We start from the raw sequence: 20,785 nt of genomic DNA, 5'->3' as shown, positions 1-20,785 counted from the left end.
TCCACAGCTTGATGCTGCGAAGCTTACCACGGACCACGGAGCTGACCTCGTAGTCCGTACCCTTCCACAGACGTGCCATGGTTCTCGCTCTCGTCGTTCGATGTCGCATCGCCAGCGTCTTCACAAGGCTGCGGAACACAACAAGCTCCAACAGTCCCAAGGCGCCCTTGAAGTCATCAGCAAACGAATGGTAGTTCGCAAAACCACGGAACTCTGAGTTATAGGCGAGGACGGTTGCGACATCGCTGGTGGCCAGGAACTGCTCGCGAGGACGGCCAGTTTTTCTGGCGAGATCGCCATAGCCGTGTCGCTTGCAGAACGCGGTAACCTCCTTCCGCGGCACTCGCAGGCTGACATTCCCGGTGGTCGGCCGGCGTACCACGCGCCATGTCCGTCCGTCCGGTCCCGTGCGGTTGGATTTGCGTCCAGCCCCGTAGGATGTGTATGTCGAGATGCGATAACTGAGGAAGGTCACTCCCTTTGAAGCGGCATAGACCCCACTTTTCTCGGGCGACACCGTGAGCTTCAATGTCTGCGTCAGGAATTGTTCGACACAATCCATGATCTCACACGCTTCCCGCTTGCTCCCGATTACGCCGATGAGGAAGTCGTCGGCGTAGCGGCAGTAGCGGAGCCTCTTGAAGTTAGGGTCCATCGGATCGACGGAGGGCACTTTCCGTCTCTCCTTGTTGATGGCTTTGATCTCCGCGACTGCAGCGTCGATCTGGGCCCGATCCGCGCCGTCGGCGCGGAGCCGTTCAATTTTCCGGCGGAGACTGAGGACGCGCCGTTCCAGCGCCGCATAGCGCGGGAATGGACGTCGGTCGCGGCCTTTGTCGAAGCCCGTCTTCATCGTCTGCATGTGCTGGTCCAGCTCGTGCAGATAGATGTTGGCGAGCAGGGGCGAGACAATCCCGCCCTGTGGCGTGCCACTGTAAGTGCGTCCGTAGACCCAATCTTCCATGTAACCTGCCTTGAGCATTCCTTCGATCAGAGCGATGAACCTATCGTCATCGATCCGCTTCTTTAGAAGCCCAAGCAGAATGTCATGGTCGATGTTGTCGAAGAACCCACGCACATCCACTTCGACCAACCACTTGCAGCCCGTCCAGGTCTTCTTGATGGACTTGAGTGCGGTATGACAGGATCGTCTCGGGCGGAACCCATGCGACTCATCGAGGAACACAGGTTCGTAGATCGCTTCGAGCAGAATCCTGACCGCCTCCTGAACGAGCCGGTCTTCCACCGTTGGGATACCCAGCGGTCGTGTTTTGCCGTTGTCCTTTGGGATATAGACCCGCTGGACTGGCCGGAAGCGATAAGTGCCGTCTGCTACGCGCCTGGCGACATCGGCGAGCTTCGCCAGCGACATGCCGTCGAAGGTCTTACCATCTACACCCGGCGTCAGGGCTCCCTTGTTGCGGGAGACCTTTTCGTAGGCCCACTCGAAGAGATGCGGAGATCTCATCAGGCGGTGAAGGCCATTTACGCGCTTACCCGACCGCGACAAAGTCGGCAGTGATTCAATTCTTCTCTGGATGGTAGCGGCCTGCATCAGCAGAACCTCTCCGTCGAAGAATCTCTTCTACGCATACTGCAAATGCCGTTGTTGGCGGCATCGTCCTTCCCCCGATCGGAGGCGCTTTCGGTCCGGTCACCCGGCCTTATACGCATGATCGTCCACCTCGCGGCGGCTGTCCTGGCCATTACGCCGGGCGTTTGGGTACTATGACGGCTCCGTCGCCATACAGGTCCTCGAAAGAGCCTGCTGCAGGCGATCCCGTAGTTGCGTGTGCAGGAAGTTGCGGTGTGTTTAGGTGTCCCATTCGTCTCCTTGACCCACCGATGGTGGTCGTCCCACGCGGACTGGTGGCAGATCGCACTGGCCGGTGCGGTCTGCCCCGCGTGGCATAGCGTGTCAGCCGCGTTCGCTACGGCCAGCCCTTTGGCAACTGGAAACTGGGATTCAGGCAATACAGCTTTCACCATGCACACCTTACTCTGTGCTCTCCACCGGGCTGCGGCGCCCGATTTCGAGACGTTTCCCGGCATGCTTTGGTCCCGTTCTCCTTTCGGAGTTTCAGTCGTTTCCGACACCGGTAAGCCGGGCAAGTAAGAGCCATAACCAGCAGGCTCCATTCTTTCGAACACTCCCTTCTTCTCCACGCCTCAACGGCGCACGCCGTCCCGGCTTCGATCCCTCGCGCCAAGAGCTTCGGAGCTCCTCGCCGGGGGCACTCGGGAAAGGGGGCTCGCCTTCGGCGATCGCTATCACTGCCCCGTTCCCGGGTGCCGCTGTTAACCGGTCTCGTCGCTGCACTCGGACCAGCGTGCCCCTTCGGGTCGCTATGCTCACGCTCTCCGGGTGCCATTTTCCGCTGAGGTGATGCGCCGTTGGCGCACGCCTGATCAGGGCCTGCGGCCCTGGGCGGTCAAGGCCAAGCCCTATGATGAAATGGACGGAAGGCGGGCCGCCTCGTAGATTTCGCACTCTCTCGCGGAGAGGCTGAGAGTAAGAGTGTCGTGCGGATTTGCCGTGACGGGTTACAGGCTGCGAGAGAGGCTCGCACCGCCCGTCGCGGAGATCCGCGATGTCCAGATATTATCCTCGGGCGTGCACCGGTGAGGACCGGGCGAGCCTTTATGACGAAATCACCAACAAGATCATCGCCGAGCTGGAAGCCGGCGGAGTGCCGTGGGTGCAGCCATGGGGCTCCGCGGCGGCGAAGGCGCAATTGGCCTTGCCGAAAAGCGCCGCGACCGGTCGCCACTATAGCGGCATTAACATCTTAATCCTCTGGGCGGCCGCAACCGAGCGCGCATTCACAGGTCAGAGCTGGCTTACATTTCGCCAGGCGCTGTTGCTCGGCGGTCACGTCCGCAAGGGCGAGCGCGGCACGACCATCGTCTACGCCGATCGTTTTGTGCCGGCCGACGAAAAGCGGCGCGCGAGCGAGAACGGTGAGGAAGCGCAGGCCATTGCATTCCTCAAGCGTTTCACGGTGTTCAACAGTGATCAATGCGAGGGCTTGCCTTCCGAGATCACAACGACGGCACCGCCTCCGCCGCCAGGCCTGATCGAGCCCCGGGTCGAAAAGCTTATCAAGGCGACTAGGATCGACTTCCGGATCGGCGGCAATCGCGCCTTCTATGTGCCGGCAGAAGATTATGTGCAGGTGCCGCCACCGCAAGCCTATTTCGAGCCGATCAATTGGCATCGAACGGCCCTGCATGAGCTGGCGCATGCCAGCGGCCATCCGTCACGTCTCAACCGCGACTTGTCAGGCGGCTACGGGACCAGGAAGTACGCGTTTGAGGAACTGGTTGCGGAGATCTCGTCTGCGTTCAGTTGCGCTTCGCTCGGTATCGTGCCGACGGTGCGGCACGCCGACTATATTAGCTCCTGGCTTGAAGTGCTGCGAGAAGACAATCGCGCGATTGTGCGAGCTGCTTCACAAGCCAGCAAGGTTGCGGACTATCTCCTTGGATTCTTGCCGGAAGTTGTTGTCGACATGACGACCGAGAGAGCGGAGCAGGAGGCCGCGTAAAGATCTTGCCAGTCACTTCGGAAACGAGAGTGAGAGGGGAGATGCGGTTTTCGCGACGGGTTGGAGGCCGAGAGAGAGGCTCCCGGCCGCCCGTCGTGGAGAATCCACATGACCAAGGCTGTCCAAAAGATCACGCTGTCACCCTCGCGCGACATTCCGCTCAACAAGCTGGTGCTCAGCCAGTCGAACGTGCGGCGCGTGAAAGCGGGCGTTTCGATCGAGCAGCTCGCGGAAAGCATTGCGCAGCGCACTCTCTTGCAGAGCCTAAATGTCCGGGCTGTACTCGATGGAGAGGGTGACGAAACCGGCATGTTCGGCGGTCGGCGTTATCGCGCACTGGAACTTCTCGTCAAGCAGAAGCGCATGGCGAAGACGCAGGTCGTTCCGTGTGTCGTGCGCGAAGCCGAGGAGGAAGACCCGGCAAGGCCGTTGCTAGATCGGCTCATCATTGAACTGACGGCGCACCGTACGCTGGCATTGCGGGATGCGCTGGCCGAAAATCCTGCGATCGCGTTCCAGGCAGTGCTGCACAACTTCGTGCTGACGGCCTTTTACCGGTTTGCTTCGTCCGGGAGCTGAGATTTGGCTGCGCACGCCAACCTTTCCTGCTCAAGCTCCGGGCTTGAGGGAAAGCGTCTCGGCTAAGGCTGTCGAGGTGCGGCATGAGGGCTGGAACGCACGGTTGCCGAAGAGCGAGAACGATCTCTGGGATGCGCTGACGGCTCTCGATGGTGGTGCACAGGCGTCGCTGTTCGCCCACTGCGCCTCCTTTGCGGTCAACGCCGTCTATCAGCCGGCCAATCGTTACAATCAGGGTCGCGTCTCAGCCCACGGCGTCCGCACGCGTCTCGACCAGGCCAACGTGCTAGCGCGCTGCCGGAGTTGACATGGTGCAGGCTGGCTGGAAGTCAACAACTACATCGGCCGCGTCACTAAGCCTCGCATTCTGGAGGCGGTGCGGGAAGCCAAGGGCGAGTCGTCGGCGCAACTGATCGACCATCTGAAGAAGGCCGACATGGCCAAGGAGGCCGAGCGTCTCCTGGATGGCTCGGGCTGGTTGCCGGAGCCGCTGCGCCTCGACGATTCCAGCCCGTCTTCGGCGGAGCCGGAAGGTGAAGCGGGCCCGCTGCCAGAATTCCTCGCTGGCGAGGAGGATCCGGAGAACGGCAGCGACGAGCATCCGCAACAGCTCGACGCGGCTGAGTGACAGCATAAGGGCTGGCTCCGGCTGTCCCGCGCTTGCTCGGGGACCGATGCACAGCGTCGGTCCCCATTCTTATGACCGAGGCTGAGAGGGAGAGTGGGGCCGGGATGGGTTTGAATCGCCGTGGTCTTGAGGAGAGCGCCGGGCGATTCGACCCGTTCCTGCTCTCCGAAAGAAATCCCATGACCGACTCTCTCGCAAGCGGCGCTGCCGCCGCGCCGCTCCCGATGCGTGCCGCTGCCACTATCACCTCCGCTGCAGTCAGGGCTGCGCGACAGCTCTTGACCGATCTCGAACGCGGCCGGCGCATCGATGCCGCCGTCCTGCGTGGCGCCATGGAGGCTGCCTTCGGCGCCTCGGATGCGGCAGGTAGCTGGAATTGGAAGACCGCCTATGACACCTGCGAGGCGGCCACCGTTCTATTTCTTCGCAAGTTCGGTCCGGCGATGGGGACCAAGGCTGGTTCGACGGCGGCGATGTTGCCGATGCTGGCGAGAGTAGCCAGTCTCCTGCCGACGCACACGCGGCGTTCCGAGGACAGCCAGGCGCTTCAACAATTCTCGACGCCGATCCCACTGAGGCTGGCTGCATGTACCGCGGCCTGCATCACGCCTTCCGACTGGGTTTTGGAGCCGTCTGCGGGCACCGGCTTGCTCGCCATCTTTGGCGAGCTCGCCGGCGGCGCATTGGTATTGAACGAGTTGTCCGAACCCCGTGCGGAGTTGCTGGATCACCTGTTCGCCGGCGTTGAGGTCACCCGGTTCGACGCCGCCCAGATCGATGATCACCTCGAAGCCGATTTCGTACCTAGCGTCGTCTTAATGAATCCGCCGTTCTCGGCGCTGGCGAATGTCGATCGGCGAATGGCGGACGCGGCGCTCCGGCACATCGCTTCGGCCTTGGCGCGCCTTTGCGACGGTGGGCGTCTGGTCGCCATCACGGGTGCAAGCTTTGGGCCGGACAATCCGGCGTGGCGAGATGCCTTCGTTCGCCTTCAGGGACGCGCGCGAGTTGTGTTCTCTGCCGCCATCGATGGCGCTGTCTACGCGATCCTCGTGTTCTCCGACGCGGGCGGTACGGGCAGGAGCTACCACGCCGAATTGTCGGCCAGGAATCGCTGCCTGCGGGTCCACTATTTGCTCCAGCCCGGATGGAAGGCGGACGCCGCGATCCAGGGTCTCGGCCAGACCAACCGGACCAACCAGGCGCAGCCGCCGCTGTTTCGGCCCGTTGCGACCGGCGTGAAGGCCGAGAAGCGCTTCTTGAGCACCATCGCTCGCCGGCTCGACACGTTGGGAGCGATTACGCGCGGCCAGCGCCAAACCGGAGGGCAGGGCCTGTTCCGGCCCGAGGACAATCTCGAAAGCCAGTACGGACGGGATGCGTTGCGCCAGCTCTATACGCTGCTCGCGCGTGGCAAGGTCGACGGCTGCTCACTTGAGACATTCGAGGGTGCAACCGGCCTGAAGCTAACAGATACCAACGGGCCCAGGGATGACCTGCCGCCGATCACGACCTTCCTGAACCGGCTGCTGGCGCTCACGATCGAACTTCAGAACATCCTGTTCACCGTGTTCGAGCAGCTCTTGGCCGCTCGGATCGAGGGCGCGGTCGCATCCGGCACCTATGACCTGGGACTGGAAACGCTCCGCGCCGAAAGCTTCGTCGTTACCGACCGGAGCACGATCTATACCCATCCGGGCACTGGCGCCGAGACCCGGCTTCTCACGATTACCCAGCGCCAGCGCACTCATCCGGTGAGCCTGGATGATGCTCTTGCTCGTCGTTCCGACCATCGTGCCGTCCTCTTGATCAATGAGCGATCGGGCCGTGCCGCCCTACAGCTCCCGGCTCCGAGTTTCATACTTGATGACGGCGAGATCGAGCGGCGCGTCCGCCTGATCCACCCCATGGAGCAGCACCGCGCTCGCTTGACGATGATGGCGGAAAGCCATTGGGTCGAGGCCGACCGTGATGGCTTCGCCGCAGCCTGGCTGGCGGAGCTCGCCGAGGTCCCCGAGTTCACGGAAAGCATGATTCACGTCGTGGCCGGCTTGCTACTGCCCATCTGGAAGCGGCTGCCTAACGAGCCGACGCGGGTCTATCGGCTCCAGACCGATGCGGGCGAGCGCGTCATCGGCCGCAAGGTCTCCGCGACCTGGGTCGCGAACCTCCTTGCGGCTGACGCGCCGGCACTGACGCCGGACGCGGCCTTCGCCGCGCTGATGGAGGGGCGGACCGTCCTCGAGCTCGCGGAGGGGCTCCAGCTTCGCCGTGCCCGGGTGATGGGCGCATACCGCATCGAACTGTCTGGGTTCAACGACACGATGCGCGACCGCTTGCGGGCCTACGGCCTCTTCGGAGGAATCATCTCCTGGAAGCTGCGCATATTCGGGCCCACCGACGCGAGCGGCGTCGAGATCCTGGCGAAGGTGCTTGAGCAGTATCCAGTCGCGCGCATCAGCGAGCGGGAGGCCGCCTGATGCCCCGCGATGCCATCGAACTGGCACGCCGCCTCGCGCGTGAGGCCGAGGCGGTGTGCCGCCACTATCTCTCCAACGGCAAGCGGCAAGGGCGGTACTGGCTGGTCGGAGACGTCCACAACACCCCGGGGCGCTCGCTGTTCGTGCGGCTCCAGGAATCGCCGAAGGGGCCTGCCGGCAAATGGACAGACGCCGCGACCGGCGAGCATGGCGATCTCCTCGACGTCATCCGCGAAAGCCTGGGATTGCGTGACTTCCGCGAGACCGCCGAGGAAGCAAGACGCTTCCTGAAATTGCCTCGCGCTGAACCGGAACTCTTCTCAAGGCCCGTCGGTCCGGCAGCACCGGCCAAATCGCAAGAGGCTGCCCGTCGGCTCTTTGCAATATCCAGCCCGATCGAGGGGACCGTGGTCGAATCCTATTTGCTGAATCGCGGAATAGCTCACGTCCATCATGGTGGCAGTCTGCGTTTCCACCCGCGCTGCTACTATCGGCCGGACGAGCACCTGCCGATCGAGACTTGGCCAGCGATGATCGCTTCTGTCACTGATCTCGATGACAGGATCACCGGGGTACACCGTACCTGGCTCGACCCGGTCGGCTTTGATCGCGTTCGGCTCGGCAAGGCTCCGATCGATACGCCACGACGCGCGATGGGCGACCTCCTCGGCAATGCCGTTCGTTTCGGCGTGGTGGACGATATACTCGCCGCCGGCGAGGGCATCGAGACCATGCTGTCGCTGCGCTACGTGTTGCCGACAATGCCGATGGCCGCTGCGCTTTCGGCCAACCACCTCGCAGCCATGTTGCTGCCGTCTGGCTTGCGTCGGCTCTATATCGCTCGCGATGCCGATGCCGCCGGTGATACGGTGCTCGCCATTCTGACCCAGCGCGCAGCAGACGCCGGCATTGAAGCGATCGCGTTGTCGCCACGGCTGGGCGACTTCAACGAAGATCTGCACGTCTTCGGTCTCGACGGTCTCCGAGCGGCCTTGCGGATTCAGCTCGTACCCGAGGATGTCGTCCGCTTCTTGCATTCGTCGACGGTGCCCGCGGAATAGGTCACGACGGTTCGATCGACCGTGACAGGTCGGTCATGGGCGAGGCCAATACCGGAAGGGGACGCGACCTCGGCCTTCTAGAGGGCGATCGGACGGCAAGCGGCCCGGGCCGGCAATGGCTGCGTCCGGCTATTTTCCGCCGCGCGCCGGCAATTGAAACGCACGTCATATGTCTAGTCAGCGCGCTTTGCATCGCGAAGCAAAATAGCCGGCCTTCGCCATCCTCCGCTGCCGCTTCGGCCCTTCGGGTTCTGGCCTGTTCCGCCCGCCGTCTGAGTGATCGCCACGAAGGCCGCGAAGGGCGCGGCCAAACCCGGCAAAGGACCTCCTTCCATGACCGACCATGACGACGTCGAACCGCCGCACGCCTCTTCTCCGACCGACCACGTGCTCACCGAACTACAGCTCTTCGGCTACCGTCCCTTCGACGACCAGCCTGACCCGAGACCGCTTCCCGAAGGCAAGATGATCTCCGGGGCCGTGGCCGATATCTTCGACGCCCTGGTCGCGACCCTGAACGACACGCGGCTCGAGCCGGACCTTGACGATCTGCTCTGGTCGACCGTCAACTTGTTCCGTCGTGCCGTCGATCGCATCGAACGCCAGCTCGACGACAACGAGCAGGCGCAGCACAAGAGCCAGCGCGAGCAGAACGGCTCCGAAGTACGATCGGTCGAACTCGAGCGCCTCACGGCTGAAGGCATCACGCTGATCGAGCGCCGCAACTGCCTGGAACTCTTCCGCGACCAGGCGATCGAACGCTTTGAAGTCCACACCGGTTCGTCCTGGCGTCCGCGGTCGGGGTCACTGGTCAACCACCGCACGCTAACCGCGGCAATGATCGACTCCCGCGACTTCATCGCAGCGAAACGCCGCGCCGAGACCGAGGTCCTGGTGCCGCCAGGACCCAAGATCGCACTCACCGGCGGGCTCGACTTCAACGACCACCACCTCATCTGGGATCGCCTCGACAAGGTTCACGGCAAGCATCCCGACATGGTCCTGGTCCATGGCGGCTCCCCGAAAGGCGCCGAACTCATCGCCTCCAAATGGGCGATCAATCGCAAGGTACCGCAAATCGCCTTCAAGCCCGACTGGACCAGGCACGCCAAGGCGGCACCGTTCAAGCGCAACGACGCCATGCTCGGGCTCCTGCCGATCGGCGTCATGTACTTCCCCGGCACTGGAATCCAGGACAATCTCGCCGACAAGGCGAAGCGGCTCGGCATTCCCGTCTGGAAGTTCGGCGGCGCGTGAGCGCCGTCTTGCTCGCATCTAAGATGGCAGGGTGGAGTTGCTCGCCGCAACTCCGCCTCGTTTCGATATCAGGTCCGAAGCCGCGCCGCGGTGGTGGTGGAAGGCGCGACCAGTATATCTATGCACTGGAGCCACCGCCATGCTCGCCCTTCGGCTTGTCCTCAACACATTCGGCATCGGCTTGTTCTGCTGGCTGACCTTTGCGCTGGCGGTCTATGCCTTGCCGTTTTTCGTCGCACTCAGTGTCTGGATGTCGGCATTTCGTGATGGCGCGGGCGTTTTCGGTGCACTGCTCATCGGAATTGCTTCTGGCGCGCTGACGCTTGCCGCTGGTCAGGTCGCCATCGCCGCTAGTCAGTCCTTGACTTTGCGCGTCGCGATCGGAAGCGCATTTGCCGTCCCTGCGGCAATCGCCGGCTATGAAGCAGTGTTTGCGCTTTCGCAGATCGGGGGGCTTCGCTGGCTTTGCGCGAGGCCTTCGCTTGCCTAGGTGCGGTTTGCATCGGCGGCGCGGCATGAACGCGCTTGAGAGTTTTGGCGAAGACCCGCCCACTCGAGTCAGGTCGGGCGGTGGAGCGGTTCCAGCCAGTTCTTACCGCCACTCTCCGCAAGGGATGACCCTTGCGCCTTCATCATCGAACAGGTTCGCGTAGATCGGTACGTTGAATGAGGGATCATCGGGACGCGAGCAGGGAGCCAGTCCTTCTCGGAGTGCCTTGACCAATCCGCGTCCATTTCGGCCCAACCCACTTAGCTGCAGCGGTGCGGCGTGCCCCTTGATCATTCCTTCGAAGAGGACTTCAGCCCTTTGCAGCAGATTGTTTCTCTTTCTACGCCGGATCGTTCGCCGCTCTTGTTCAGAGGAACCGAGATATGCCACGTCTTCTGCTTATTGCGGTTCAGCACGCGACGCACGTGGCCTCTTTGATGGCTTGATCTGGCCCAAGACCGGCTGCGCCTCGATCGTCTGAGCCGCAACGCCGTTGATGCGACTTTCTTCCCCTGGGCTTCGCCCATTCCTCGCGAGACAAGAAAGTCGCCACAACGGCGTCCTCCGCTGCGCTCCGGCCCTTCAAGCGGGTGCGTCGCCGATCGTCTTCGGCTTCAGATCGCCATCGAGGCCGCGGTGGTCGCGGGCTCGAAACACAAACAGGAGAAGTAACATGGCTAATATCGGTTCGTTCAAGAAAGTCGGTAACGAGTTTCACGGCGAGATCGTCACCCTGAGCCTTCAGACCAAGGGCGTCCGCATCGTCGCCGAAACCAACCGCTCCAGCGACAACGCGCCCAGCCACCGCATCTACGTGGGCCGGGCGGAGATCGGGGCAGCCTGGTCGAAGCGCTCCGAGGAGGGCCGCGACTACCTCTCGCTCAAGCTCGACGATCCCTCCTTCAACGCACCGATCTACGCGAACCTGTTCGATGACGAAGGCGGCGAGGGGTACACCCTGCTCTGGTCGCGGCCGCGCAAGAACGGCGAGTGAGACTCGCTCTAAAGCCCGCCCGAGTTGATCGGGCGGGTTCCTTTTGGAGCCTAAAGTCGAAAACATCAACGCTGCGCCGCTGCATCGCCGCAGTCGATTTTCGTGATTTCGCCTTCTAGAGCTCGCAGTGCCACTACCGATTTGGGTGGTCATAAAGTCGCTCTTACGCAGCAGTGCTATTTCTTCTTGGAACTGGCTCGCCGGCTTGCGACCTTAGGCCAGCCCTTCGGTGTTGTCGCTCCTCTGGGTGGCTGAACCGAGCCTTCAGCACAAGTGAACACCCAGCGTGTCGGCCAGCCAGTCGAGAAACATCAATTCTCCGGTTCTCAGATTGCCTCCCGAGGCCACCATATATGAGTGGTCACTGCCGGCACTGTAGGCACGTGGCTCTTGGGGAACCGAGGCCTTGCCGATGCTGGTCCCAGTTGTGCGGAGCGCGTCTGCCTCGCCGCTGCGCAACCGTCTGCTGATCTTGCATCGGGCAGCAACAGACAGGCACCCACGGTTGGTGTGCTGTAGTGCGCATTCAGGGAGAGCAACATCACCTTTGGTTCAAAAATGCGCCGCGGGACGGAGAATGTGATGGCGCTCCGGCAACTTGCCTCCCTGACATTGAGCGATGAAGTTCGTGCCGAACAAGTCGCTGACGACGCGGCGGAAGACGGTTCTGGTGCTGGCGCTGCGAGCGCGAATCGTGCTGACCTGCGCGGAAGGCGGTCAGAACAAGGAAGTGGCGGCCAAGCTGGGCCTTGAGGGGTCGAGGGTAGGCGGCGGCGTTTTGTGGAGCGGCGCGTCGACGAGCCACGCTTCGGGCGCCGCGTACGGTTGAGGATGCCCGCATCGAAGCCGCGATCGTGAGGACATTGGAGAGTTGCCCTGAGAACGCCATCCATCGGAGTTCCCGCGGCATGGCGAGCCAGCGGCCTGTCGGTGTCGACCGTGCAACGCATCTGGCCGGCCTTCGGGCTCCAGCCGCACCCGACGGAGACCGTCAAGCTCTCCACGATCCAAACTTCATGGCCAAAGTGCGCGACGCTGTGGGCCTTTACGTCCGGCCGCCGGAGCTCGTGTCGTTCTATGCGTGGATGAGAAGTCCCAATCCGGGCGCTGGACCGCAGCCACCATGCTGCCGATGCGTCCCGGCCAGCCGGCCCGAAGGAAGGATGACTACAGAAGACATGGCACCACATCGCTGTTCGCCGCTCTCGACATTGCGACAGCACGAGCCAACGGCGAAGTGCTAGCGAGGTCGCCGTGCTGCCAAATTCCGTCAGTTCCTCGACGAGATCGAGGCCGCTGTGCCGCGCGAGCTCGAGGTCCATCTCGTCATGGACAATTACGCCACGCATAAGTCCGCGCTGATCCAATGATGGATGGCTAAAAGACAGCGCTGGCACGTGCACCTGACCCCGACCAGTTCGTCATGGCTCAACTAGGCCGGGCCTTTCTTCGTTCTCCTCCCGGATAAAAAGATCAGGCGGGCGCAGCGTCGCCGCCCTCCGGGCAGACATCACTTCGTTTATTGATCGACACAACGCCCATCCCAAACCGTCCCGATGGAGGAAGTCCGCCGATCACATCCTTCCATTCATCGAACGCTTCTGCCGGTACAATGCCCCGACAAACACAATGTGATGTTGCGATCTTGTTCAGGACAGGACCTTCCGCCGAACTGCCGCTCGATGCAGACCTCGAAGTCCGTGCCCATGTCTCTTGTGCTTCGGCTTTAGTCCTTGCTTGAGGGGAGGCTGAAAGCACGCGGCTGTCTGCATCGGACCGAGCATGTGCCGTCATGACAAGGCCGCTGTCCGGGAAAGTTCGGGACCATGTGCGGCGTGAAATCCATCGAAGAAGGTGGCCAAGATGCAGGATTTAGCCGTGAACACGCGCCTCATTGCATTAAGCAGAATCGCAGAGTTGTTACAGTCTGCTTCAGCAATCACACGGTCGTAGGAAGCATGTTCAGGGGATTGATATCTCGGCGAATCTCGGAGCGTCGATCCTCGTTGGGGTTCTCGTTCCAGTAGCGTTGGAACCGAGCGCAAGGTCCAGGCGAGATGGAACAGGTGTTTTGTACGAAGCGCTCCACTGAAGCCGAGACACCACACTCACGTGCGAAACGAGATTGTTTGTTCGCAATGTACTATGTTTGTCGGAGCAAATGCGCCCAAATCTGCCATTGCGGCTGCTCGAGGAGGGGCACGGCCACTCGGCCGGGAGTGAGCTGGCAAAGCCAGCCTACCGGCCCGCGTGAACTGGGCAAAAAGTTTATCTGGGGAGGCCGGCGGGCGGAAGAGTAAAGCGATTGGATAATCTACGTGAATGGGCAGCGCCTGGGATTGATCGCCACAGGAGGGACACAGGCCGATCTTCACATGAAAGACAAAGCGGTTGTGGGCGCGAAGCTATCGGTCCGACTCTACTTCATCGAGAGCCTCATCTGGTGCTTGTAGTATGATTATTCGGAAAACTGATGCAAACTTTGCGCGAACGCGGCCCGTGGATTCGGATCATGCCTTAGTTTCGCCGGGACGGTGAGATGAGCAAGTTCAGCCAGGAAAAAGTACTGAGCGTCCATCACTGGACGGACAATCTCTTCAGCTTCACCACGACCCGGAATCCGTCGTTCTGCTTCCGTAGCGGTGAATTCACGATGATCGGGCGCAAGGTCGACGAGAAGCCGCTGCTGCGGGCCTACAGCCTCGCCAGCGCTCATTACGAGAACCGGTTGGAATTCCTCTCGATCAAGGCACCGGATGGTCCCTTAACCTCGCGTCTGCAGCATCTGAAGGAGGGTGACGAGATCATCGTCAGCCGCACGGCGACGGGGACGCTGGTCATCGATAATCTCGAGGACGGGCGCAATCTGCATCTTATCGGCACCGGCACCGGGCTTGCGCCGTTCCTGAGCGTCATCAAGGATCCCGAAACCTATTTGCGATTCGAGAATGTCGTGCTGCTGCATGGCTGCCGCCGCGTCACCGAGCTCGCCTATGGCGAGATGATCACGGAAAAACTGCCGTGCGACGAACTGGTCGGCGACTTCGTGCGGTACCAGCTGATCTATTATCCGACCGTGACGCGCGATTGCTTCTGTAACCGCGGCCAGGCCACCGATCTGATCGTTTCAGGCAAGCTGTTCGCGGAGATCGAACTGCCGGAACTGGAGCCGCAGCATGACCGCATCATGATCTGTGGCAGCCCCGGCTTGGTGCGCGATCCCCGCGAGCTATTGGTGGCGAAGGGTTGTCGATGGGGATCAAGGCAAGCCGGCGCAATTCGTGTTCGAAAAAGAGTTCGCAGAACGAAATAGATTCGTCTCGCAGAAGGAGGGCATATGAACCATGACGACAAGTACAAATCGCCATGAAGCATCGACGATGACAGACGAAGAGCGCGAGCTAGAGCGCTGCAAACAAGAAATTCTTCGTCTCACACAGCTGGTTGTGTTTCTCAAACGGCAGGTAGTGCAGCTTTCTGAAATCGTTTTACGCAACGTCGTAAAGAGCGTCGGGGGCGGAAAGTCGGAGCGCTCGTGAGTCTCTGAGCGACGCCGAAGTAGCGCAAACTGTTCGACGCGCCAGCTCGAAAAGTTGGATCTCGTACCTGAACCCAGCAATAGTAGGAAAGGCGAATGATCGTCAGCAAGTATCAGTTCAGGCACGAGCTGCGGCTGTTGATCGACACGCAGATCAGCGGCTCGAGCACGTTCGAAGACTACGTGCTAGTCACACGGGAGCTGGAAAAGGCGAAAAACAGGCTGGAGCTGGACGCTGAGAAATTCCCCGACGAGGAGGTCGACGCTTGTGAATGATAGCGCCGGCCCGAGCGCTTAGCACTCGTTGATCAATCCTTGGGCGGACGCTGTGTTGGAATGGTAAAGCCCGCCTTTAGGCAGCCTATTGTGACCATGGTCTTGAAGCCCTAATTTCCGGTCATCATAGAAGAATTGCCGGTTAACGGCTCATAAGCTTGCTATTTGGTGCGCAGTATAGTCGCGAGATAGGCGCAGTGTGGTCAACGCGCTCCGAAGGAAGCGCGCGAATACCTCTCACACGAGCTTGACCATCCTCCTCGACGCGCCGATATACGCGAACCTGTTCGATGACGAAGGCGGCGAAGGCTACACCCTGGGCGGAGCTTCGTGTTCAAGTCATGCAGCAACTGCCGAGCAACCGAAACAAGCGTCTGGCCGAAGTCCTTTCATTTTTGCTTCGGCGTCTTGGTTCGCTCTTTGCAGAATTCCTCATCAGGCAACACGAGATCGACGTGGCTAAGGCTTAATGTGCTCGCGAGTTCGAACAGCGTCACTATCGTGGGATTGCGCCGGCCACGCTCTAAATCGCTGATGTATTGCTGAGTAAAGCCGGACGCCTCGGAGATCCGCGTGCACGCTTCACGTCGGTTGTGGCGCGCTATCACCGGCCGCGCCCCAGGACCCCCATTTTATCAGCTTTCGGCGCAGCGACGCGAACGATTGGCCTTCGCTGTGCGCACTCGATGGGCACTTGGCGCTTCTTATCGCGTCATCGCCGAAGTGCTGTTCGGCCGAAAATGCATCCCTGAACGCGGCTGGAAAACCCATGAGCTGCGCAGCCGGACCATCCGCCTGGTGCAAGCCGGCTTGGCTCTGATGCGCGGCGGCTATCGCGCATTACTGCATCCCCCATCTCGCAGGGAGTAGAGCAGGGGTGCCGAAAACCATCGGTCCATCTTCGGCATCCCCCTGAGCACTCCTACTCCGTCATGGTGACCGTCGACGCGCGACCGAACCCGGTCGCGCTCCAGACGACCACGGAGCCTCGCAAATGCCCGATCCGAACGCCGGCTTGCCGCCGCGATACCTGCGCACGCCCGAGGCGGCGCGCTTTCTCGGACTGTCCGGTCGCACCCTCGAAAAGCACCGCACCTATGGCACAGGCCCGACGTACCGGAAGCTGGGCGGCCGCGTTGTGTATGCGCTCGAAGACCTGACGGCGTGGGTTGACCGCGGCGCCAAAACGTCCACCAGCGATCCTGGCGCAGGCACAGTCCTGCCCGCGAAACGGCACACGCCGATTCCGTATGCGGGCAAGGAGCGGCGCTGACCTATGCCCGACAGCAACTCAACTGCAGGCGGGAGGCGGCGGTCAGAGCGCGACCAACTCGATCTGTTTCGCGCGCGTCCTGGCAATCTCGCTGCACGAGACGCGCAAGACTTGATGGCGTATCCGTTCTTTTCGCTAGCAAAGTCGAAGCGGATCGTCCCGATCGACTTCCGCTCGGGCACCATCACCATCCGTGTCGAAGCGGTGCCGGAACATGGCCTGGAGCACGATCTGGGGCGCGGACGTTCTGATTTGGGCTGCCTCACAGATTGTCGATGCTCGTGATGCCGGGTTGAAAACCTCGCGCCTGATGTTCACCACCCCCTATGACATCCTGACCTTCGTCGGCCGCGGCACCAGCGTACGCGACTACGACCGCCTCAAGGCTGCGCTCGACCGATTGCAATCAACCAGCGTCATGACCTCAATCCGACAACCGACAGAACGGTCGCGGCATCTCTTCTCCTGGAGAAACGAATGGAAACACACAAGCGATGTGCACAGGCATGCCCGTGCGATTGAGTTGATCTTACCCGATTGGTTCTACACGGGCGTTCTAAACGAATCGCTCGTGCTGACCATTGATCGCGCGTATTTCGATCTGACCGGTGGACTGGAACGTTGGCTCTATCGCCTCATCCGCAAGCACGGGGGTCATCAGCATAGCGGTTGGAGCTTCGGGCTCATGCACTTGCATGCCAAGTCCGGGAGCCTCGCGCCGCTGAAGCACTTCGCCAACGACCGGCGCCAAATCGTGCATCATCAGACCTTGCCGAGCTATCGGCTGGCTATCACACACGACCTGAATGGCGAAGAACGATTGAATTTCGCACCGTCCAGATCGACCCGCCTACGCGGCCATTGCGAAAGCTTGGCCTCATCAGCCCTGCAGGGGATAAGCTGTGAATTCGCTCGTGTTATCAGGGACTGGAAGACTCGTGCCATCGGGGACCCGATCCGCGTGCTACCGGGGACGAAATCGCACCTAAAACACTGCGACGGCAATCTTCCCAGCTCTCTTAACTTTACTAATATACTGACACTAACTTCTTGTTGTGAATCAGTACGTTGTGAACAAGTCGGCCGCGCGTGCAACGAGGATGCCTCATGCGCTTACTTTGTCACGCGCAAAGCCTCTCCGCAATGCGATTCTTGTCACGAGCGCACGCGCGCGGACGCGATCGCGCGCAAAATCACGCGATCAGCAGCATCGTTGTCACCACCGCGTTACGCTCGTTCGTTTCCGTTACTCGCTCGTCGAGGAGAACTCGCTAAGGTTCGTGGTTGGCACGGCCGCTACCACATGCCTGAATCTGGAGAATGGGCGGTCAGGCTAGCCAGCGCCCTGCTTGATGGCTTCAAAAGTGTGCATGAAGCCGCTGGCAGCAAAAGTAGCGATCTCACCCAAATCCCCGTCTGGTTGGGAGACGCCGCTCCGCCGCGGCGGAAGAAGCCGCTCGTGGAAACGGCCGGGTCGCGGAGGCCCTCAGGCCACCGCAGGGAGCCGGCCGCGCTTCACGCCCGCGCCAAACCGGAAGGTCGTGCCATCGATCCAGATCTTGTGCAGCAGCACGGCGAGCGTGCGCGCCACCGCGGTCGCCACGCGCTTCAGCCCCTTCTTCTTGGCCAGCCGCAGGCCCCACAGCCGCAGCTTAAAACTCTTCGGAATGCGCGTGAGGATCGCGATCGCCGCCTCCTACGGGATCGCTCGCGTCAGCTCATCTCCGCATGTGAAGATGCTGCCGATCCGGTCGGTCTGGCCGGATCGATAGCGCCGCGGCGTCAGTCCGAAATGGGCGGCAACATTGGACGACTTCTTGAATCGCGCCGGATCATCGACGGTGGCGCGAAACGTCGGCGCCACGAGCGCGCCGACTCCGGGCGCCGTCATCATCCGGCGCACCGCGCTGTCGCTGGGCGCAGCCGCCAGCGCCAGGCGGTGCAGTTTTGCCAGCTGCAGCCGCATGGCGTTGCGGGCGTCGAACAGCGGTGCGACCATCGCTTCCAATTCTCTCTTTCCGGCCATGATCTCGCGCACCCGCGCGTCAAAACGGCCGACCGAGATCTCGCCGACCTTGAGGCCGATCGGGCGCAACAGGCCGTGGATCATGTTCTCCATGCCCAGCGTCTCGCCGCGCCTCGCCTTGCGCCCGACCAGCAGCGCGCGCTGCGGCTGTGCGCTCTCCGACTTGACATGAACCGTACGGAACCAACCGGTCCGCATCATCTGCGCAATGCCTTTGGCGTTGCGGCGGGTCTTGTTCAGCATCGCGTTCAGCGCCGCCTTGGCGTGCCGGCTCTCGATGCAGATCACGGCGAGGCCCTTTTCGGAAAGCGCCGTGAACAGCCAGGCCCTGTACGAGAACGCTTCCAGGCCGTGGATTCCGCATTCCACCAAGAACAGCTCGATCGCGTCCGGATCGGTCTTGAGTGTCGCTTCCTGGACGACGTTGCCGTCGCCGTCCACCACGCAAACATTCGTTGCCTGGAGCGACACGTCGAGCCCTGCATAAATTCCGTCGTTCGTCTCTACCATTCTCCGCCGGAACGCGCCGCCCGTTCCGTTCCCGGATTGGCGCGAAGCAACCGATCCATCGAAGCGTCATTACAGCCGTCCTACCGACGCAAAGGCTCCTCGCACGATGCGTCGGTGATAGCCATTCTCGGCACGTCCAAATCCCTCTCAACAATATGGAGCAGTCAGGTGAGCGACCTCACAACTGTTGAGCTCTTGTGGCTCGAGAAGCGCATCGAAAATCGAATCCGGTTCGGTAAACCTGCATCAGAGAAGATCGTTGATCATCACCGGCGCATTCTCTCGTTTTTGCCCGGCAGCATCTTCGCGTTCGTGCGCTGGACGTCCAACGACTTCGGAACCATCCTGTCTCGGATCGACATTTTACGCGCCGTCGCGCCAGGCCAGCGATACTCAACCGTGCCTTGGGTCAGCCCCGGCGGCGAAAGCCTGCTGCGATTAGCTGGTTGGCCAAAGGTCGAACGCGTTCTCCAGTTGATCGACTCCGTAGAGTCACTGGGCATCGATCCTGCCGATGCAGCCCCGGAGTATTGGCATCACGCCCACAACCGTCTTTCTGTCAACGAAAAGCCACGAGCTTATACCCGTGCACGCCACCAAGCGTGGCTCCATCGGCGCAGGTTGGCACTCTGATGGGACGGTTGGGGAACATTCTTGCGATGTGTGGGGCCACAATGCTCGCGCTCTGGCCAGTCAACAACACCTCACCATTGTACATCTGGAATGCCTCGGACAGCGTGCCGATCGGAGTCTATCGCCTGCAAGAGGCCGGACCATTGTACGTTACTGAGCTCGTGGCGGTTCGAACTCCAGACCCGCTCGCGACTTTTCTCGATCTCAACGGCTATTTGCCAAGCGGCCTTCCAATGCTCAAGCGTGTGCTGGCGCTGCCCGGCCAAACCGTCTGCAGAACGGGCCTCGCAATCATCGTCGACAGCATACAAATGGGTGAGGCAAGCGAGCGCGATCGTCGCGGCCGGCCGTTGCCGGTCTGGCAGGGCTGCTGGGTCATTGCTGAGGACGAAGTGTTTCTCATGAACTGGCAGTCGGCGGACTCGCTAGACGGCCGATATTTCGGACCTCTGCCGAGATCGGCCGTCATTGGGCGAGCGCTCCCGGTGTGGACCAGAGAGAAGTGACAATGCCGGCTCTCCCCTGTTGGCTTGTCATTTCTCCATACGGCCGTTCGCAACATCGTTCCTCCGTCTCGGCCAGCTTCTTGAGAATCGGCGCGCATTGCCCCAGGATCAGGCGGCCTCAAGGCCGGCTGGGAGAAACTTTATACTTGGCGGCAGTCCGCACAATGCGATGTGGGGCCACTGCTTGCTTTTTGGGAATTCTGCTGACGTTCGGACCGGCCTCGAGCGCCAGAGCGGAGGTCGCATCGCGGGCACCAGCTGCGCACTCCATAACCCTGCCTCGTAGCATTGCATACGCCGCGTTCGTGACCGAAGCCTCCCACCGGTTCGCGATCCCGGAGCGTTGGATCGATGCCGTGATGCAGGTCGAAAGTGGCGGTAATGCGCACGCCATATCGCCTCGAGGAGCGCTCGGGCTGATGCAAATCATGCCCGCGACCTGGGTCGAACTGAGCGCTCGTCATGATCTCGGTATCGATCCGTTTGATCCGCACGACAATATTATAGCTGGGGCAGCGTACATTCGCGAGATGCTCGACCGGTTCGGATCGGGAGGGTTTCTTGCAGCCTACAATGCGGGACCGAAGCGGTATGACGAGCATTTGACGACAGGTCGATCGCTTCCAGAAGAAACGCAAACATATGTGACCAGACTCGCAGCATTGATCGGAGTTGAGCAACGCAACAGCCGTGGTTCGGCCGCCAGACACGTCGTCCTGTGGCAGCAAGCTCCAGTTTTTGTTGAGCGATGCGGCAGCTCGTCCGCTGCCGACAACTTTGCATCAGGAGTGCGCACAATGAATTCGTCGAAGGCTGCGCCTAAAGCCGTTGCCCGTGCACTTGTACCTCGCGCGACGGGGCTGTTTTGGCATCGATCAATCAAGGTGCAGTCTCCGTGATAGCAATCGGATTTGGTCGCATGGCCTCGAAGGTTCTCACATGTTTGAGAATGGCCGGGAGGAAGCAGGGGGGAGCCGACCGCCGAC

Annotated in this window: 16 protein-coding genes and 7 pseudogenes; 19 read left to right on the top strand and 4 right to left on the bottom strand. The window is 61.3% G+C overall.

The window, feature by feature from the left end; genetic code table 11:
* Positions 1–1,555, bottom strand: a 1,555-nt coding sequence (locus IVA92_RS13700; protein ID WP_247278040.1) for a reverse transcriptase domain-containing protein, incomplete at its 3' end; no start/stop codon positions are given.
* A gap of 1,036 nt (positions 1,556–2,591) precedes the next feature.
* Here IVA92_RS13700 and IVA92_RS13695 point away from each other — a divergent pair.
* The 6 genes and pseudogenes from IVA92_RS13695 to IVA92_RS13670 all read left to right on the top strand — a co-directional run bounded on the left by IVA92_RS13695 (position 2,592) and on the right by IVA92_RS13670 (position 10,043).
* Positions 2,592–3,548, top strand: a complete 957-nt coding sequence (locus tag IVA92_RS13695) for a zincin-like metallopeptidase domain-containing protein (RefSeq protein ID WP_247278039.1) — start codon at positions 2,592–2,594, stop codon at positions 3,546–3,548.
* A 108-nt stretch (positions 3,549–3,656) separates the two neighbouring features.
* Positions 3,657–4,755: pseudogene (locus tag IVA92_RS13690) on the top strand (ParB/Srx family N-terminal domain-containing protein).
* Between the two features lie 179 nt (positions 4,756–4,934).
* Positions 4,935–7,235: a strawberry notch C-terminal domain-containing protein gene (locus IVA92_RS13685; RefSeq protein WP_247278038.1), complete on the top strand. Its 2,301-nt coding sequence runs from the start codon at positions 4,935–4,937 to the stop codon at positions 7,233–7,235.
* Complete coding sequence (locus tag IVA92_RS13680) at positions 7,235–8,296, top strand: toprim domain-containing protein (protein WP_247278037.1); 1,062 nt, start codon at positions 7,235–7,237, stop codon at positions 8,294–8,296. Before IVA92_RS13685 ends, IVA92_RS13680 begins: the two co-directional genes overlap by 1 nt.
* A 333-nt stretch (positions 8,297–8,629) precedes the next feature.
* Entirely contained in the window at positions 8,630–9,553 is a 924-nt protein-coding gene (locus tag IVA92_RS13675) for a DUF2493 domain-containing protein (protein WP_247278036.1), read from the top strand.
* 139 nt (positions 9,554–9,692) lie between these two features.
* Positions 9,693–10,043, top strand: a complete 351-nt coding sequence (locus tag IVA92_RS13670; protein ID WP_346658122.1) for a hypothetical protein — start codon at positions 9,693–9,695, stop codon at positions 10,041–10,043.
* 102 nt (positions 10,044–10,145) lie between these two features.
* On the opposite strand, the pseudogene IVA92_RS13665 reads toward IVA92_RS13670, so the two are convergent.
* Positions 10,146–10,303 (bottom strand): annotated as a pseudogene (locus IVA92_RS13665) (DUF736 family protein); the annotation flags it as partial.
* Between the two features lie 413 nt (positions 10,304–10,716).
* On the opposite strand from IVA92_RS13665, the gene IVA92_RS13660 reads away from it, so the two are divergent.
* The 7 genes and pseudogenes from IVA92_RS13660 to IVA92_RS13630 all read left to right on the top strand — a co-directional run bounded on the left by IVA92_RS13660 (position 10,717) and on the right by IVA92_RS13630 (position 15,321).
* The gene (locus IVA92_RS13660) at positions 10,717–11,037 is read left to right on the top strand and encodes a DUF736 domain-containing protein (RefSeq protein ID WP_247278035.1); all 321 of its coding nucleotides are present in this window, start codon (positions 10,717–10,719) and stop codon (positions 11,035–11,037) included.
* Between the two features lie 582 nt (positions 11,038–11,619).
* A pseudogene (locus IVA92_RS13655) lies at positions 11,620–12,672 on the top strand (IS630 family transposase).
* Positions 12,673–13,576: 904 nt separating this feature from the next.
* Positions 13,577–14,378: pseudogene (locus IVA92_RS13650) on the top strand (ferredoxin--NADP reductase).
* Between the two features lie 3 nt (positions 14,379–14,381).
* The gene (locus IVA92_RS13645; RefSeq protein WP_247278034.1) at positions 14,382–14,576 is read left to right on the top strand and encodes a hypothetical protein; all 195 of its coding nucleotides are present in this window, start codon (positions 14,382–14,384) and stop codon (positions 14,574–14,576) included.
* Between the two features lie 95 nt (positions 14,577–14,671).
* Positions 14,672–14,851 (top strand): hypothetical protein, encoded by a 180-nt coding sequence (locus IVA92_RS13640; protein ID WP_247278033.1) that lies wholly within the window; start codon positions 14,672–14,674, stop codon positions 14,849–14,851.
* Between the two features lie 185 nt (positions 14,852–15,036).
* Positions 15,037–15,170: pseudogene (locus tag IVA92_RS13635) on the top strand (DUF736 family protein); the annotation flags it as partial.
* Entirely contained in the window at positions 15,142–15,321 is a 180-nt protein-coding gene (locus IVA92_RS13630) for a hypothetical protein (RefSeq protein ID WP_247278049.1), read from the top strand. The pseudogene IVA92_RS13635 and the gene IVA92_RS13630, both read left to right, overlap by 29 nt.
* On the opposite strand, the pseudogene IVA92_RS13625 reads toward IVA92_RS13630, so the two are convergent.
* Positions 15,241–15,417: pseudogene (locus tag IVA92_RS13625) on the bottom strand (helix-turn-helix transcriptional regulator); the annotation flags it as partial. The gene IVA92_RS13630 and the pseudogene IVA92_RS13625 overlap by 81 nt on opposite strands.
* A 7-nt stretch (positions 15,418–15,424) precedes the next feature.
* On the opposite strand from IVA92_RS13625, the gene IVA92_RS13620 reads away from it, so the two are divergent.
* The 3 genes and pseudogenes from IVA92_RS13620 to IVA92_RS13610 all read left to right on the top strand — a co-directional run bounded on the left by IVA92_RS13620 (position 15,425) and on the right by IVA92_RS13610 (position 17,030).
* Positions 15,425–15,721, top strand: coding sequence for a DUF2285 domain-containing protein (locus tag IVA92_RS13620; protein WP_247278032.1), 297 nt, complete (start codon positions 15,425–15,427; stop codon positions 15,719–15,721).
* Positions 15,722–15,845: 124 nt separating this feature from the next.
* The gene (locus IVA92_RS13615) at positions 15,846–16,124 is read left to right on the top strand and encodes a helix-turn-helix domain-containing protein (RefSeq protein WP_148742779.1); all 279 of its coding nucleotides are present in this window, start codon (positions 15,846–15,848) and stop codon (positions 16,122–16,124) included.
* Between the two features lie 3 nt (positions 16,125–16,127).
* Positions 16,128–17,030: pseudogene (locus IVA92_RS13610) on the top strand (replication initiator protein A).
* A gap of 790 nt (positions 17,031–17,820) precedes the next feature.
* On the opposite strand, the gene IVA92_RS13605 reads toward IVA92_RS13610, so the two are convergent.
* On the bottom strand, positions 17,821–18,660 hold the full coding sequence (locus IVA92_RS13605) for an IS110 family transposase (RefSeq protein ID WP_247278031.1): 840 nt from the start codon (positions 18,658–18,660) through the stop codon (positions 17,821–17,823).
* Positions 18,661–18,828: 168 nt separating this feature from the next.
* On the opposite strand from IVA92_RS13605, the gene IVA92_RS13600 reads away from it, so the two are divergent.
* The 3 genes from IVA92_RS13600 (at position 18,829) to IVA92_RS13590 (ending at position 20,698) form a co-directional block, all read left to right on the top strand.
* Complete coding sequence (locus IVA92_RS13600) at positions 18,829–19,293, top strand: DUF2840 domain-containing protein (RefSeq protein ID WP_247278030.1); 465 nt, start codon at positions 18,829–18,831, stop codon at positions 19,291–19,293.
* 41 nt (positions 19,294–19,334) lie between these two features.
* Entirely contained in the window at positions 19,335–19,799 is a 465-nt protein-coding gene (locus IVA92_RS13595) for a S26 family signal peptidase (RefSeq protein WP_247278029.1), read from the top strand.
* Positions 19,800–20,104: 305 nt separating this feature from the next.
* Positions 20,105–20,698 (top strand): lytic transglycosylase domain-containing protein, encoded by a 594-nt coding sequence (locus IVA92_RS13590; protein WP_346015540.1) that lies wholly within the window; start codon positions 20,105–20,107, stop codon positions 20,696–20,698.
* Positions 20,699–20,785: the final 87 nt, after the last annotated feature.

The organism is Bradyrhizobium sp. 154, from assembly GCF_023073875.1.
Classification (GTDB): Bacteria; Pseudomonadota; Alphaproteobacteria; order Rhizobiales; family Xanthobacteraceae; genus Bradyrhizobium.
The sequence above is the reverse complement of the archived record's forward strand: the minus strand, read 5'-3'. Positions and strand labels throughout refer to the sequence as shown.